The sequence below is a fragment of the Streptomyces sp. RKAG293 genome (assembly GCF_023701745.1).
GTDB lineage: Bacteria > Actinomycetota > Actinomycetes > Streptomycetales > Streptomycetaceae > Actinacidiphila.
This window is the reverse complement of record NZ_JAJOZB010000001.1, coordinates 3,091,991-3,106,642: the sequence shown is the minus strand read 5'-3', so window position 1 is coordinate 3,106,642 and position 14,652 is coordinate 3,091,991. Positions and strand designations below refer to the sequence as shown.

At 68.1% G+C, this 14,652-nt stretch carries 11 protein-coding genes and 1 pseudogene; 3 read left to right on the top strand and 9 right to left on the bottom strand.

All coding sequences use genetic code 11. The features are described from left to right. Positions 1-2 precede the first annotated feature (2 nt). The 4 genes from LNW72_RS13785 to LNW72_RS13770 form a co-directional block, all read right to left on the bottom strand. Positions 3-320 carry a hypothetical protein gene (locus tag LNW72_RS13785; protein ID WP_250975681.1) on the bottom strand — a complete coding sequence of 106 codons (318 nt, stop codon included), beginning with the start codon at positions 318-320 and terminating at the stop codon, positions 3-5. Positions 321-367: 47 nt separating this feature from the next. Next, complete coding sequence (locus tag LNW72_RS13780; RefSeq protein ID WP_250975680.1) at positions 368-2,128, bottom strand: nickel transporter; 1,761 nt, start codon at positions 2,126-2,128, stop codon at positions 368-370. Beyond that, positions 2,125-3,438, bottom strand: a complete 1,314-nt coding sequence (locus tag LNW72_RS13775) for a tetratricopeptide repeat protein (protein WP_250975679.1) — start codon at positions 3,436-3,438, stop codon at positions 2,125-2,127. The genes LNW72_RS13780 and LNW72_RS13775 overlap by 4 nt, the downstream gene beginning before the upstream one ends. A gap of 151 nt (positions 3,439-3,589) precedes the next feature. Next, positions 3,590-5,035 carry a DUF4331 domain-containing protein gene (locus LNW72_RS13770; RefSeq protein ID WP_250975678.1) on the bottom strand — a complete coding sequence of 482 codons (1,446 nt, stop codon included), beginning with the start codon at positions 5,033-5,035 and terminating at the stop codon, positions 3,590-3,592. 576 nt (positions 5,036-5,611) lie between these two features. Between LNW72_RS13770 and LNW72_RS13765 the strand changes: the two genes are divergently transcribed. Further along, positions 5,612-6,685, top strand: coding sequence for a HoxN/HupN/NixA family nickel/cobalt transporter (locus tag LNW72_RS13765; RefSeq protein ID WP_250980142.1), 1,074 nt, complete (start codon positions 5,612-5,614; stop codon positions 6,683-6,685). A gap of 155 nt (positions 6,686-6,840) precedes the next feature. On the opposite strand, the gene LNW72_RS13760 is transcribed toward LNW72_RS13765, so the two are convergent. The 4 genes and pseudogenes from LNW72_RS13760 to LNW72_RS13745 form a co-directional block, all read right to left on the bottom strand. Continuing rightward, on the bottom strand, positions 6,841-8,193 hold the full coding sequence (locus LNW72_RS13760; protein ID WP_250975677.1) for a tetratricopeptide repeat protein: 1,353 nt from the start codon (positions 8,191-8,193) through the stop codon (positions 6,841-6,843). Beyond that, positions 8,190-8,852: a class F sortase gene (locus tag LNW72_RS13755; protein ID WP_250975676.1), complete on the bottom strand. Its 663-nt coding sequence runs from the start codon at positions 8,850-8,852 to the stop codon at positions 8,190-8,192. Before LNW72_RS13755 ends, LNW72_RS13760 begins: the two co-directional genes overlap by 4 nt. Positions 8,853-8,944: 92 nt before the next feature. Then, positions 8,945-10,603 (bottom strand): DUF4331 domain-containing protein, encoded by a 1,659-nt coding sequence (locus LNW72_RS13750; RefSeq protein ID WP_250975675.1) that lies wholly within the window; start codon positions 10,601-10,603, stop codon positions 8,945-8,947. 1,925 nt (positions 10,604-12,528) lie between these two features. After that, positions 12,529-12,792, bottom strand: a pseudogene (locus LNW72_RS13745) (chaplin); the annotation flags it as partial. 323 nt (positions 12,793-13,115) lie between these two features. On the opposite strand from LNW72_RS13745, the gene LNW72_RS13740 reads away from it, so the two are divergent. Beyond that, positions 13,116-13,406: an ANTAR domain-containing protein gene (locus LNW72_RS13740; protein ID WP_250975674.1), complete on the top strand. Its 291-nt coding sequence runs from the start codon at positions 13,116-13,118 to the stop codon at positions 13,404-13,406. A gap of 123 nt (positions 13,407-13,529) precedes the next feature. Continuing rightward, positions 13,530-13,913, top strand: coding sequence for an STAS domain-containing protein (locus tag LNW72_RS13735; RefSeq protein WP_250975673.1), 384 nt, complete (start codon positions 13,530-13,532; stop codon positions 13,911-13,913). On the opposite strand, the gene LNW72_RS13730 is transcribed toward LNW72_RS13735, so the two are convergent. Next, positions 13,910-14,359 carry an ATP-binding protein gene (locus tag LNW72_RS13730; RefSeq protein WP_250975672.1) on the bottom strand — a complete coding sequence of 150 codons (450 nt, stop codon included), beginning with the start codon at positions 14,357-14,359 and terminating at the stop codon, positions 13,910-13,912. The two genes, LNW72_RS13735 and LNW72_RS13730, sit on opposite strands and share 4 nt — an antisense overlap. Positions 14,360-14,652: the final 293 nt, after the last annotated feature.

Genomic DNA, 14,652 nt, shown 5'->3' with positions numbered 1-14,652 from the left:
CGTCAGGGCTTGGTGAGGTTGGTGTAGAGCTTGGCCCATGCGGCGTCCTGTGCGGTGGCGGGCTTGGTGTCGCAGAAGGGCAGCGTTCCCTTGGCGGTGTAGTACTTCATCATCGCCAGGACGGCCAGGGTCTTCGCGTCGCTTCCCCCTGTGTAGTCCTGGCTGGGCAGCACGCTCTGGTGGGTTCGGCAGGTGGGTTTCTTGCTGTCGGAGGTGGTGTCGAGTGCGCCGGTGCGCGCCGCGGAGGAGCCGCAGGCGGTGAGCGCGAGCGCGCCGAGCACGAACAGGGCGGTCCAGCGGGTGCGAGCACGTGATGCCATGGTGGTCTTCCTGTTTTCCGGAGTGATGGCGAGGCCTCGGTGACGGGTCACAGCGGCATGGCCCGCAGTGCGGTGCCCATCCCGACGGCCAGGATGAGTAGTGCGGTGCCCAGCGGGGTGATGCGTGCGCCCCACGTCGCGAGTCGGCCGGCACGTCCGCCGTTCAGGGCCGGGATTCGGTCACGCAGTTTGAGCAGGAGCAGTCCGGCGGCGGCCAGGGTGGCGGCCATGCCCAGGCCGTAGCAGAGGACGAGGGCGACGCCGAAGGCGGTTCTGCCCAGGGCGATGGAGCCCAGCAGGACGATCAGGGCGGAGGGGCTGGGGACGAGCCCGCCTGCGATGCCGATCCCGATGAGGCCGCCCTTCTTACGGCCGGTCGACCCATCGTGATGATGGTGGCCGAACAGCCCGTGGCTGTGGCCGTGTGGGTGACCGTGGCCACTGTGGCTGTGGTGGCGCTGCTCTTGGTGCTGGTGAGCGACAGCGTTCGGCGCCGCATGGTCGTGGTGTGACTCGGGTCCCGTGGCGAGCGCTGCCTCTGTCGTCGTGCCGGCTGCGGCGACGGCCGGGTTTCCGACAGAAGCCGTGACGAGTTCGCCGGCTCCGAGGGGCTCGGCGACGGCGGCGACCGCCACGTCATGGCTGTGCGGATGATCGTGGCCGTGCTCGTGGTTGTCGTGGGTGTGGCCGTCGTGTGCGGGGGCCTGGTCTGTGGACCGGGCCCCCGACCGGGTGCGTGCGGTGCGCAGGGCGGCGGGCAGGAGCCAGATTCCGGCGGCGATGATGACGAGGCCGCTGATGGTGCCGAGCCAGGCGAGTGCCTGTTCGCCGACGAGGGCGGAGGACACGCTCAGCGCGGTGCCCAGGATCAGGACGGACGCGGTGTGGGTGAGAGTGACGGTCGTGGCGACGGTGACCGCGTCGCGCGGTCGGCCCTGTCGGCCCGCGAGGTAGGCGGCCATGATGGTCTTGCCGTGTCCGGGCAGCGCGGCGTGCCCGGCGCCCAGGACCAGGGCCAGCAGCACGGCGAGCAGTCCGATGGGAAGGGTGAGCCGGTCCCGGTCCGTGAGGGACCCCAACCGTGCGTCCAGAGCCGCGTACCAGCCGCCCAGCAGTCCCGAACCCGGCGCGTTCCCCGCGACGGCCCCCGGGCCGTTACCGAGGGTGACGCGGGTGTGGCGGGCGTCGGGCGGGTTGGACAGCAGGTCGGCGGGGTACTTCCGCAGCTCGTTGGAGATGGAGGTGGCGGGGACATCCGAGGAGCCGATCCGCGTCCCGTCGCTCTGGGCGGTGATCTCGTGCCAGCCGATGTGGGACGGATCGACTCCGGTGGTGAGTTCGAGGGTTCCGGTGGCGCCCAGGTCCGCGGGCGCGGTCAACCGGCACTCGAGCCGGCCGGTGTCGAGACCGGCCTGGCCGCGTACGAGCCGGTAGTCGGTCGTCATGGCCTGGAAGTGCAACGAGACGGCGCGTGAGGACCCGGTCCCTTGGGGTTGGGCGGTCGCACGGATCGCGCGGGCGATCGTGGAGCAGGTGGTGCGGGCGTGGGTGGCGGCTTCGGCGGCGCTGAGTCGGCCGTCGTGATCGGTGTCCAGGCCGGGCATGGCCTGGAGGGTGGGGATTTCGGCGGTGTCCACCACTACCAGGTCATCGACCCGGTCGGAGTGGAGCGTCAGACCGTCGTACCGGTTGACGGTGAAGTTCCCCAGCGGGTGCGCTGACGCGGTGGGTGCGGCCAGGGACAGCAGCACCGGAATCCCGGCGAACAGAAGTGCGGCGCGGCGGGCGTAGACGTGGATACGGGTCATCGTTGTCCTTGGAGGCGGGCCAGGCGTGCGCGGGCGTCGGGTGCGCGCAGGGGTGAGAAGGCGGGGTTGGCTGACAGGGCGCCCGTCAGGTCGGTGCGTGCGGCCTGGTCGTCGCCGACGGTTTGCTCGATGACGCCGCGGTGGTAGCGCAGGGTGGCGTCGCGCCACCCGAGCCGGTTGGCTTCTCTGACCAGGGGCAGCGCTTCTTCGTCGCGGCCGGCCCGGTGCAGGGCCCAGCTCAGGGCGTCGGCGACCAGCACGCTGTGGCGGCGGCCCCATTCGGCGGTGAGCAGAGTGACGGCGAGTTGAGGGTTTCCGTGGTCGGCCTGGTACTGGCCGAGGTTCAGGTCGTCGACGACGCCGTTGGCAGCGAACAGCTTCTGCTCGACTTCCAGGACGCTGTATTGCGCGCGGGCCTCCGCGGTGCGGCCCAGGGACTCCAGGAGTTCGCCGAGTTCGAGCACGTACTGGGGTTGGGGAACGCGGGCGATGGCTGCCTGATAGTCGGTGACGGCTTTGGCCGTCCGGCCCAGCGCGGCTTCGGCGCGGGCTACTCCCGCAAGGGCGGCGGTGTAGGTCGGGTCCAGGGCCAGCGCCTTGCGGTAGTGCTCCAACGCCGCAGCGGTGGAACCGGTGTTGAAGGCCAACTCCCCCAGGTAGTGCTGGCAGAAGGCCTGGTCAGCAGGGTTGGATGCATCCTCCAGACCTCGTTGGAGGGCTTGTGCCGCCTCATCGGTTCGGCCTTGCAGTTCCAGCGTGTAGGAGGCGCGGGTGAACGATGCGGTCGATGGGTGCAGGTCCAGCATCCGTTGGACGGCGGCCTGGGCTCCGGCGTCGTCGCCGAGTTGGGTGAGGGCATCGGTCAGTGCACCGTAGGCGGCCCATGCGTACGGGTCGCCGGCGACGGCCTGATCGGCCCAGGTACGGGCCTGGCTGAACTGGTGCCGGGCGTTCGCGAGCCCGGCCATGCCGGTCAGCGCGGTCGTGTTGACGTCCGGCTGCAGCGTCAGCGAGCGTCGCAATGCCGTTTCCGCCTTGGGGTACAGCGTCGGATCAACGGTGAGCCGGGCCTGCTCGACGTACGCGGAGCCCAGCTGCGCCCATGCTGCGGCGTCGGCGGGCTGCCGGCGCAGTTTGTCCTGGAGCTTGGTCACCACCGCGCCGATCGACAGTGCGGTATGGGCCGAGCCGGCCGCAGGGGCGGCTGCCGATGCGGGAGGAGGGGGGTTGGAGTTGTGTTCCAGCGCCGCGAATCCGGTCAGGCCGGCACACAGCGCGGCGGCGGTGGCGATCAGGGCGAGGCGGCGCATGAACGACATCCCTCACTGGACGATGAACGATGGGCGTGTTGGGCTGTGGATGAGCCGATGGACGTACGCGTCGTCAACGACGGGGCCGGTGGACCGGTGCGGGCCAGTCGTGTTGGCCCGCACCGGCCCGGACGGGACCAGCCGGACGGGACTAGCCGGCCTGGTTGACCGAACCGGTGTACGGCAGAGCGACGTACGGGAACGTGGTCCCGAACGGGATGCCCGGCCCGTTGACGCCGTCACCGGCGGCCAGTGCCTGGATCAGGTGACCGGGAGTGGCGCCTTCGAGCGCCTGGATGGCGATGTCGATGACGTCGTCACCCATGCGGCGGCCGTTGGGGAAGCCCTGGAAGTCACCGTTGAGCACACCGAGCCGGTCCGGCATGGCCGTGACCGGTGTCGACATGTTCAGCCGCAGTTCCTCGGCGGGAACGAACCGCTTCTTGTTGATGTCGAGGTTCATCAGCTGCGAGTTCAGGTCCACGGCCAGCGGCCCGTTGGTCGCCTTCGCAATGCCCGTCAGGAAGATCTCCTGCAGGTCCTTGCGCGGGGTTGCGGGCGCCGGGATGCCGTAGATCCCCTGGATGAGCTTGGGCAGCTCAGGGTCGAGGACCTTCGCGACGACCTTCGGCTGGTTGTGGTCCTCCGACGGCGGCAGCGCGTTGAAGGCGTTCTTCAGCCCGGCCGGTACGACGGCCTCGTTGACCAGCGGATTGCCCAGACGCGAGACCTGCACGTACTTGCCCGTGGGGGTCTGCTTGCCGGGGCTGAGCTGCATGGTGCGCCGCTCGGTGGAGCTCCACACGCCGATGACAGGGTTGCGCTTGGCGTTGCCCTTGAAGGCGAGCTTGGACTTGGGCACCTGGATGGACAACGTGTTGACGTTGTAGCCGTTCAGGGTGTTGTGCCCGGTCTCGGAGAGGTTGCCGCCGTAGAGCAGGTCGAAGACCCGCAGATCCAGGAAGAACGGGTCCGCGGCCTGCGTGGCGACGGTCTGACCGCCACCGGGCAGTTGCTTCGTCGCCTGGTTGCGGAGCCTGCCGTAGTTCGGCATGGACGCCTTGCCGACGTTGGACGGCGTGGCGATGCCGTCCGCGACGAGCGTGACCGGCTTCTTGCCCGCGCGGATCTCCTGCAGGCAGTAGTGCTGGCGGAACAGCAGCGTCTTGTCGTTGAGGTTGTTCACGACGCCGTTGTTGTACAGGAACGTCTTCTCGCCGCGCAGGTCCTCGTTGCGGAACGTCCACCGGTAGGTCAGGTCCGGCTTGCCGGTGCCCTGGCTGTCGATGTTGATGTCGTAGTGCGCGTCCTCGGCGAACGGATAGAAGTTCGGTCCACCGTTCGGCTCCTGGAACGGGATCCAGTTCGCCGTGAGCGTCACCGTGTCGGACTTGTCCGGGCTGGTGAACGCGTACAGGTCGGTGTTGTCGACCTGCGGGTCAGCCGCGATCAGCGGTGCTTCGCGGTGGCTGGACGCCTGGCCGACACCGGATCCCGGCCCCGCCAGTGCGGCGCCGGCGACTGCCGAACCGAGGGCTAGCAGCATGGCTGCGGACTTCCACCGACGGCTGCCGGCGGGTGCTGCGTTTGCGGTCATGAAGAGTCTTTCTCTCGCGAACGTGGGGACGGTCTCGGAGGTTTGGACCTCCGCATCCTCTTCGGAGCCAAGCGCACTGCGGATTGGCTCCGATATGAAACTCCACTCAATGGAGAGAGTTTTCCAGCCACCCCGCCGATGGATTTAATGGGACTATTTTCTGCCCAGTAATCAAGATGCCCAGGTCATGCGGGTGGTTGAGGAGGCTGGATGATCGTTTCTGCTCTGCATCCCATGCCGCGCAAGAGGATTTGGCGTTTAATTCTCTCGACCGGAAGTCTCAACCAGTGGGGCCATAAAGGTATCGCCGTTGACGTGAACTTATGCGGCCATTTGAGGGTTGGCATCGCCCGGTCGCACAGGTGGACGATATTGCGAGTGGCCTCGGACTCGCGGTTCGGTAAATTGCTTATTCTTTACTGCGCATCAGTTGCAAGTAGGAACTCCATGCTTCTACGGTGAATGAGCTACGCCTGACCGGAAGAAAGCAGTCCCATGGCGCTCACCTCCACCTCCCCCGCTCCTTCGTCAACTCTCGTCGCGCCGGTATCGCGCTGGGCGCGCCTGCGCGACTCGATGACCAGGCAGGAGTGGACGCGCCTTGGCGGCATGGCCGCGTTCATCCTGGCGCTGCATGTGATCGGCTGGTTCACGCTGGTGGTGATCGTCGCACCGGAGCACTACACGGTGGGCACCAAGGCGTTCGGCATCGGGATGGGGGTGACCGCGTACACCCTCGGCATGCGGCACGCTTTCGACGCCGACCACATCGCGGCCATCGACAACACCACCCGCAAGCTCATGGGTGAGGGCCAGCGCCCGCTCTCGGTGGGCTTCTGGTTCTCCCTCGGCCACTCCAGCATTGTCTTCGTCCTGGCGTTTCTCCTCTCGCTGGGTATCAAGGCGCTGGCTGGACCGGTTGAGGATGATAATTCGAAGCTGCATCACCTGACCGGTCTGATCGGCACAACCGTTTCCGGTGCCTTCCTCTACATCATCGCGGCCATCAACCTGGTGATCCTGGCCGGGATCTGGAAGGTCTTCCGGAAGATGCGGACCGGCCACTTCGACGAGGCGGCGCTGCAGGAGCAACTGAACAACCGTGGTTTCATGAACCGGTTGTTGGGACGGGTGATGAAGTCGATCACCAAGCCCTGGCAGATGTATCCGCTCGGCCTGCTGTTCGGTCTGGGATTCGACACGGCCACCGAGATCGCCCTGATGGTCCTCGCCGGTTCCGGGGCTGCCTCGGGCCTGCCCTGGTACGCGATTTTGTGTCTTCCGGTCCTGTTCGCCGCAGGCATGTCGCTGCTGGACACCATCGACGGGTCGTTCATGAACTTCGCCTACGGATGGGCCTTTTCCAAGCCGGTCCGCAAGGTCTACTACAACCTCACCATCACCGGGCTGTCCGTTGCCGTCGCCCTCATCATCGGCACCGTCGAGCTCCTCGGACTGCTCGCCAACCAACTCCATCTGCACGGCCCGTTCTGGGACTGGGTCGGCAGCCAGGACCTGAACATCATCGGCTTCCTCATCGTCGGCCTGTTCTTCACCACCTGGCTCGTCGCCGTCGCGGTGTGGAAACTCGGCCGCATCGAAGAGAAGTGGACGGCAGGTCTGCATCCCGCAGAAGAAGCAACGGACTGAACTGTTGGCGCAGGTGTTGCGGTCACGGGCCGTGCTGCACCGGTGGCATTGCACCATCTCTCATGCGAACGGCTGCGAGATCGCTCGCTGGGACGCCTTCACGCCCTTGCTGCCCGCGGTGACGTCGTAGGGCGGTGACAGCGGCGGTCGCCTGTTTACGGTGTGCTGGGCAGCGCGGCGAGAATCGCCCGCGCTTTGGGGGCGTGCAGCGGGTTGAAGCGGGAGTTGATGGCCAGGGCCAGGGTCAGATCCTTGCGCGCTGCCGCGTTGTCGCCGAGGGACTGTTGGATCAGAGCCCGGTGGTAGTGGAAGAGGGCACTGCGGGTGCCTTGGGCGAGTGACGCGTTCGATTCCTCCAGGGCTTCGTCGTCGCGGCCGTTCGTGTGCAGGGCCCAGGCCAGCGCGTCGTGGGATTCGAGGAACGGACGGGTCCGCAGACCTTGGCGGGCGATGGTGAGGGCGTCCTGCGGGTTGCCGTGGTCGGCTTCGAACAGCGCGGCGTCGGAGTCGAGGGTGACACCGCCCGCGGCGAAGAGTTTCTGCTCGGCCCTAAAGACCTGGTACTGCTGGTTTGCCTCCTGGGTGCGGCCGAGGGACTGGTAGAGCTCCCCGAGGGCGAGGACGTACTCGGGCTGGGGCACCCGCTGGACGGCTTGGGTCAGGTCGGCGATCGCGGCGTCCGTCGTGCCGAGTGCCGCTTCGGCCTGGGCCTTGGCCTGGAGCAGGGCGACGGAGGAGGGGGCCTCACGCAGCCCGGCCTGCGCCTGGGCCAGTGCACCGGCCGGATCGCCGCTGTTGAAGGCGAGTTCACCGAGGTAGTAGTGGGCGAAGCCCCGGTCGGCGGGCCCAGCCGCGTCCTGCAGAGCGCGCTGCATGTCGGTGCGGGCGGTGTCGGTGTCCCCGCGCAGTTCCGCGACGTAGGAGGCACGAGACAGCGACGGTGTCCCCGGCTTGAGGTCGACCATGCGCTGTACGGCGTCGGCAGCCTCGCCGTAGCGGCCAAGTTGGGTGAACGCGTCGGCGAGGGTTCCGCACAGCGAGGAGTTGTACGGATTGACCGCGACGGCCTGCCGCGCCCAGTCCAGTGCGGGGGTGAAGTGGTGGCGGGCTGCCTCCAGGGCTGCCATGCCGCCCAGCGCGGTGAAGTTGTCCGCCTTCTCCACGGCCAGCGAGTGCTTGAGCAGCTCCTCCGCCTTGGGGTAGTACGACGGGTCCGCGGTGGCTTTCGCCTGCTGGACGTAGTCCAGACCGAGCGTGGCGAGCGCGACGGCATCCTGCGGAGCCTTACGCAGGTGGTCCTGCAAGGCGGTGATGTCCGCCGCGAGCGGGTCACCGACCGGGTCGCTCACCGCGTCGGCGGAGAGTGACCCCTGCTCGGATCGTGCGGCCGGCCACGGAGAGAGGCCGAGGCCGCCGGCGAGGAAGAGCCCCACTCCCAGGGCACTGGTGATCGCCGCGAGCCGGATGTGGTGCCGGCGTGCGGGGCGCATGCGTTCGGACTCGGTCAATTCCCGCTCCGGTCTGGGATACCTGGTGGAGAGGCGGCTGATGGCGGTGCCGCGGGGTGCGGGTCGGCGGGGGTCGCGTAGACGACGATGTTGTCGCGGTACTCGTGCAGGGCCTTGTCATAGGTGCCGCCGCAGGTGATCAACCGCAGCGCGGGGGCGCCGGCGGTGGCATAGACCTGGTCGTCCGGGAAGTCTTCTTTCTCGTACTGCCGCAGCGCCCGGACGGTGAAGACCATGTGGGTGTGGTTTTCGCGGTCGATGGTGATCGCGTCTCCCGGTCGCAGGGAGGACACGTTGTAGAACGCGGCCGGGCCGGTGCGCGAATCGACGTGGCCGACGATGATCGCGGCCCCGGGATCTCCCGGGCGGGGGCCTTCGCTCCACCACCCGACCTGCTGCGGGTCCTCGGGGACGCCGAGGTGGCCGTCCTGCTGCACCTGCAGCTGAGTCAGGGTCTCGTCGAGGTCGATCCCGGGTATTCGGATACGCACCGGTGCCGGAGCTGAAGCTCCGGCGGGGGCGGCCCGGTCCCCGCCCTGGGAGATGGGGAGGGTTCCGACGTCCGCGATCTTCGCGGGCCCTGGGCCGGCGGTGATGAGGGCGCAGGTGCCGAAGGAGGCCAGCGATATGCCCGTCAGGACGGCGAGGGATGCGGCCACTCTGCGGGGGCGTGCCGGGCGGAACCTGCGCAGCCCCCGCGGCCGCCTGCGCTCCGGTGCGGAGCGCAGGCGGCCAGGTGCGGCGGGGGTGGTCACGGACGGCCTGCGTGCCGGCGCCGCCGAAGGTACAGCACTCCGGCCACCGCCAGCAGGACGCCTCCGCCCAGTGCGGTGGCGGGAACGACGGTCGATCCGCTCAGGGCCGTGCCACCGAGGCCGGCTCCGATGCCGCCGTCCGGCCGCTGCGAGTCGGCCTGGTTGACCGCGGCCGTGTTGGGTAGCGCCACATAGGGGAAGGAAGTGCCGGTCTGGCGGTAGGGCGTGTCGACACCGTCACCGGCCGCGAGCGCGGGAACGATCTTCCCGGTCTGCGCGGCACCTTCCAGGGCCTGCAGTTCGATGTCGACGACATCGTCGTTCAGACGGCGGCCGTTGGGGAAGCCGGCCAGGTCCTGACCCAGCACCCCCAGGCGGCTGGGGTTGTCGGACGGCGGCACGGCCATGTTCAGCCGCAGCTCCTCGGCCGGGGTGAAGGCGTCCTTGTGGACGTCGGCGTTGAGCAGCTGCGAGTTGAGGTCTGCCTTGATCGGTCCACAGTCCTTGCACACACCGGTCAGGAAGATCTCCACCAGGTCGTCGCGGGGCGCGGCCGGGGCGGGAATGCCGTAGATGCCCTGGACGAGTTTCGGGACGATCGGGTCCTTGACCTTGTCGACGACCGGCGTGACCGTGTGGTCCTTGTCCGGGGTCAGCGCGTTGAAGGCGTCCTTGTACTTCAGAGGCACGACCACTTCGTTGACCAGCGGGTTGCCCAGCCGGGACACCTGATGCCAGCCCGCCTCGACGGGCGGCCCACCCTTGCCCTCGTTGCCCTTGGACTGCGAACCCTCGTCACCCTTACTGCTCCCGGCGGTGACCGCGACACCCTTGCGGTCGGTGGTGGACCACACACCGATCACCGGGTTGCGGGTGGCATCGCCCTTGAGGGCCAGGTCCTTCTTGGGGACCTGCAGGGCGATGGTGTTGACGTTGTACCCGGCGAGCGTGTTGTGGCCGCTCTCCTTGAGGTTCCCGCCGTAGAGCAGGTCGAAGACGCGCAGGTCCAGGAAGAACGGGTCGGACGCCTGACCGGCGTAGGACTGACCGCCCTCCGCCAACGGCACCACGGCCTGGCTGCGCAGCGAGGCGTAGTCGGGCATCGAGGCCTTGCCGGTGTTCGAAGGGGCCGCCGGGGCGTCCTTGAGCAGGGTCTTGGTGTTGCCGCTCGCGTCGGTGACGGTCAGGTTGTACGTCTGGCGGAAGTTCAGGTTCGCGTCGTCCACGGAATTCACGACGCCGGTGTTGTAGAGGAACTGGTTGGCGTCGTCGCGGATGTGGTCGGTGAACGTCCAGGTGTAGGTGGCGTCGGGCTTGCCGTCTCCATTGCTGTCGATCTTGATGTTGTAGCGGGCGTCGTTGGCGAACGGGTAGAAGTTCGGTCCCCCGTTGGGCTCCTCGAACGGGATCCAGTTCGCCACCAGGGTCACGGTGTCGGGCTTGTCGGGGCTGGTGAAGGCGTACACGTCGGTGTTGTCGACCTTCGGGTCACCGGCGGTCAGCGGTGCCTCGCGGTGACTGGAGGCGGAGCTGACCCCGGGAGCGAGGGTCGTCAGAATGCCGGCGGCGACCAGAGCGAGAGTGCCCACGGCCGCGAAGGTTCGCTCGGCGGGGCGGGTCGGACTCTTGTGGCGGCGCGGACGGGATCGTGGCATGGGACATCCGTTCCAGGTCAGAGCCGGTGCCTGCCAAATGGCAGGCGGGGCGGCGGGGTGCGGCGAGCGCTCGGAGCCGCACACGGAGCCATGCACAGAATGCCCGTAATGTGACTTAAGCTACGAATAAAGCACCATGAACTCAGAGTCCCCGCAACGCTCCTGGGCCGAACGTGGTCGCCGGCCCTCAACCGTGACGCCACCCGAGTGACCGGCAGCTACCTGCGGTTACCACACGGCTCTAGCGGGCAGCGTCGGCCGGCGGTGTCGCGGGCGAGACGTTTACGACGTTTACGTCGATGCCTTCGACCTGCTGACTGGTGCCTCTCCCGCGGTGGGCCGTCTTCGCACATACCGGCCGGCAGGGAGTGGTCCAGGCAGCCGTCGACCTGCGCACATGGAGGTCCGAGCACATGTGCGGATATCGCCATCGGCGCCCAGTCGACCGCATCGGGCGTCATCATCCCGATATCTGGGTATTGCGTACTTCGCTGGATGGTTGTGCGGGAGTGACCGTTTCCGGCCTGGGCACGCGGGCGGGTCGAACTCCTCCAGCCGTCCAGCTGAGGCGAAGGGGGAGCGGATGAGCCCACGGTTTCCCGACCTGAAGGATCTCGGCCTGCTGAGCAGCGAGGAGTCGGGGGCACTGCGATGCCTGAACCGCGCGCACGTAGAGCTGCGTGGCGAGTGGGAATGCGCCCGCGCCCTGACGCGGAGACTGTTGGCCAAGGCCGATCTGGAGGAGGGATACACCGGACAGGGCCTAGCGCCGCACCATCAGCTCGCGGCGCGAGCAGCCTCTTCGGCAGCAGTCGCCTACGAGCGGACCATCGGGGAGATCACCTGGCGATACGCCAGCGCGGCCACCGTCCTGGGCATCACCATCTGGGACCGCCTGACCTGCGGCCGACCACCCCTCAACACCCAGACCCTGGAAGCCCTGGCGGAGCAAGAACCCACTTTGGGCCAGTTGCGCAGCATCTTCTGCGGGCCCTACGCGCGGCTTCTGGAGTTTCGGGCCGAGGAGCCCTGGCGGTCCGCGGGGAAGGAGCAGGAGGACCTGCTCGGTTTGCTGGAGACCGCCTCCTTCAACGTCACCCACACCAAGACGGACGGCCGGTATCCGGACGAGTCCGAAGCCGCCGACTGCCGGCTGACAACGGCGTCGCCCCACGACGTCGACGCCTTCTGGGAAGACCTCCTCCCCCAGTGCTGCACCTGGCGGAAGCAGTACCTTTCGCCATCGCGCAGCGACTCAGGAGCGGCAGCTCACCCAGACGCTGAACGCAGGAGACAAAGGGGCGTACCGGCCGGCGGGGCAGCTCCCTCCGGTGACGCCGCCCCTCCCAGCTTTGGCATCCAACGACCGCATCCGCTACCGCTCTTGGCACAGGTATGCCGGTATCCCGTTCGGTGCCGCAGGCCACCCAGATGGCTACGACGATTGCACCAACCCCGCCCACACACCCTGAGGGCGGCTCCTGTGGAGGCCCCACTCCACAAACGGACCCGCGCATCATGAACAAGGGTTCGTGGAACGCGCGAATGCGCGTGCCGTGTCAGGTCGGCAGGAAGGCTTCGTCCGGTGCTGTGGTCACCGAACGAAGCCCCCGGCCTTCCCAGGGCAGCGGGAGAAGCGGACCGTGCACCAGCCACATCCCTCTGGAGGGGCGGGGCACACGATCCGGCAGAAATTGGCTCACCCGTGGGCGGGCCGCGCACGCCGCACCGCCGTACGATGCTAGACCGGCAACCCGATCAGGTGCGCCCCACGCGCCGGAGCGCGATCAGTGGTCGCAGTCGTCCATGCCGGCGCCGTGCATGTCGCTGCCCTGGTGGTCTTTGCCCCACTGGGCCTGGCCGCTGTGGTCGTCGCCGCCGCGGTTGTCCTGGCCCCAGTTGTCCTCGCCGCGGTTGTCCTGACTGCCCTGGTCGCCCATGTGGTGGTCGGATCCGTTCTCGCAGCGGTTGCCGAATGCCGGGTTCAGCGCACCGAGCACGCTGACGGTGTTGCCGCACACGTTGATCGGAATGTGGATGGGCACCTGGATCAGGTTCCCCGACAGCACACCGGGCGAGCCGACCGCATAGCCCTCAGCGCCGGCGTCGGCTGCGGCCAGTCCCGCACCGCCGAACAGGGCGGCACCCATAGCGGCGATGACCGTGGCGGCCTTGGCGATACGCATCATGAAGATCTCCCTGAGGGTGAGACAGCTCCGCACCGGGTGCGGCACGGACCTCACGATCAAGACCACACTCAGCGCCATGGACCGCTCCCCAACACGCCCATTGCGTCCGGGTCGGAACCATATTCCACCGCAACAGCTCTCTTCGGGTGCTGGCGACCCGTTCATCGACGGTGCGCGGGGCCTTCCCGGGTGCCTCCGATGGTGACGCTATTCCAGAACGCCACATGGTTCTTGATCCTCCGGGCGAACGGGCTGGGACGAGGTCTGACGCCGCAAAGGACAGCCCGCTCAGATCGACGTCGATCGGGCGTTCCCTTACCGCGGTGGCGAAGGACGTCGTGGACCGGCGCATCCTGGCCCACAGCGAACGCGAACGCGGGCAGCTCCAGTACGTCCTCACCAGCCGCATCGTCCTCGAACAGGTCAAAGGCATCCTCGCGGAGCGCTGGAACACGAGCGTTGACGACGCCTTCAACGCGCTGCGCACCTACGCCCGCAGCCACAGCTACCAGCTCGCCAGCCTCGCCCGGGAGATCGCCGCCTCCCGAAGGTCTGCGGCCGTACGCACTGACCACGGTCTGGGGGCGGTGCCTGCGCACCACTCTCGAGAATAGATCATGCGTACGTATATTGAGGGTGTGTCGATCCACCAGCGTCTGGGCAGAGACCGGGCTGGTGGTGCGTTGGGTGCCCTCTCACCTTTCATGGAGAGGGAGAAGGAGACGAGGGTGGGTCCGATGGAGCCGTTGCAGGTGAGCGCGGTGGGGCAGGCGCAGGTTGGTGTGGCCGTGCTGTCGGTGGCCGGCGAGCTGGATTATGGAACGGAGCCTGTCCTGGGTGACGCCGCGCAGCGCCTCCTGGACCAGGGGTGCCGCCGGCTGATCGTGGATTGCGCGGGCCTGGCGTTCTGCGATTCCCAGGGCCTGAACCGTTTCCTGCAGCTGCGTCTGGACCTGGAGAGCCGGGACGGTCTGCTGGTCCTGGCCGCCATCAGCTCGCCGCTGCGGCATGTGCTGGAGTTGACCGATGCCCTCCAGATCTTCGTGCTCGCGGATAGCGTCGAGGCCGCGCTGGGGTCGGCCGGGCCGGGCGGGGCCTGCGTGCGCGGGCCTGCAGCCTAGAGGCCAGCCGGCAGGCAGAGGGTGGCGCGGATGCGTTTGCCGACCGGCACGCGTTCCACGCGGACCTCGGCGCAGATGCGGTTGATGATCTCCATGCCGTGGCCGCCGATCCGGGTGGGGTCTCGCGGGAAAAGGCGGGGCAGCGCGGTGCTGCTGTCCCAGAGCGGCAACCTGACCCCGCTGCGGCGCCCTTCCAGCTCCAGGAGGCACGGGCCGGGTGCATACCGGTTGGCGTTGGTGAGCAGTTCCGTCACCACCAACGCCACGTCGTAGGCGAACGGCTCGGACACCGGGACGACCAGCAGGTCGACGAGCTCCTTCACGAACACGTCCGCCATCTGCCGCGCCTCACCCGCAGCCCTGTGCTCCACCCCGTAGTGCGCCGCCTGGTACAGCACCCCCACTGACACCGGAGCCCCGGCCGGCTTCGCCGGATCCTGCACCATCTCGTCCCCCTGGCATGTAGCCGTGCACTGCGACTCTCCCCGATCCGCGCAGGTAGTCCTGTCGCAACCCCAAACCACGTCCCCTCGCCATGGCAGACAGCGAGAGGACAACCTGGGTTCGCCAACCGACGGCCCGGTGTACTGGCTACCGCCGCTGCGCCCGACCCTGCGACAATCGACAAACCGTACGCGGCCCCTGCCCTTGGCGATGACGGCACGGATGCGCTTACCGACTGGCACCCGCTCGACGATCAGTTTCTGGCAGATCTGTTGGAGGATTTCGATGCCGTGGC

What these genes read in the sequence shown, in the direction of transcription:
- LNW72_RS13780 (WP_250975680.1), bottom strand. Translation starts at nt 2,128, where the DNA reads ATGACCCGTATCCACGTCTACGCCCGCCGCGCCGCACTTCTGTTCGCC.
- LNW72_RS13785 (WP_250975681.1), bottom strand. Translation starts at nt 320, where the DNA reads ATGGCATCACGTGCTCGCACCCGCTGGACCGCCCTGTTCGTGCTCGGC.
- LNW72_RS13735 (WP_250975673.1), top strand. Translation starts at nt 13,530, where the DNA reads ATGGAGCCGTTGCAGGTGAGCGCGGTGGGGCAGGCGCAGGTTGGTGTG.
- LNW72_RS13770 (WP_250975678.1), bottom strand. Translation starts at nt 5,035, where the DNA reads ATGACCGCAAACGCAGCACCCGCCGGCAGCCGTCGGTGGAAGTCCGCA.
- LNW72_RS13730 (WP_250975672.1), bottom strand. Translation starts at nt 14,359, where the DNA reads ATGGTGCAGGATCCGGCGAAGCCGGCCGGGGCTCCGGTGTCAGTGGGG.
- LNW72_RS13750 (WP_250975675.1), bottom strand. Translation starts at nt 10,603, where the DNA reads ATGCCACGATCCCGTCCGCGCCGCCACAAGAGTCCGACCCGCCCCGCC.
- LNW72_RS13765 (WP_250980142.1), top strand. Translation starts at nt 5,612, where the DNA reads ATGACCAGGCAGGAGTGGACGCGCCTTGGCGGCATGGCCGCGTTCATC.
- LNW72_RS13775 (WP_250975679.1), bottom strand. Translation starts at nt 3,438, where the DNA reads ATGCGCCGCCTCGCCCTGATCGCCACCGCCGCCGCGCTGTGTGCCGGC.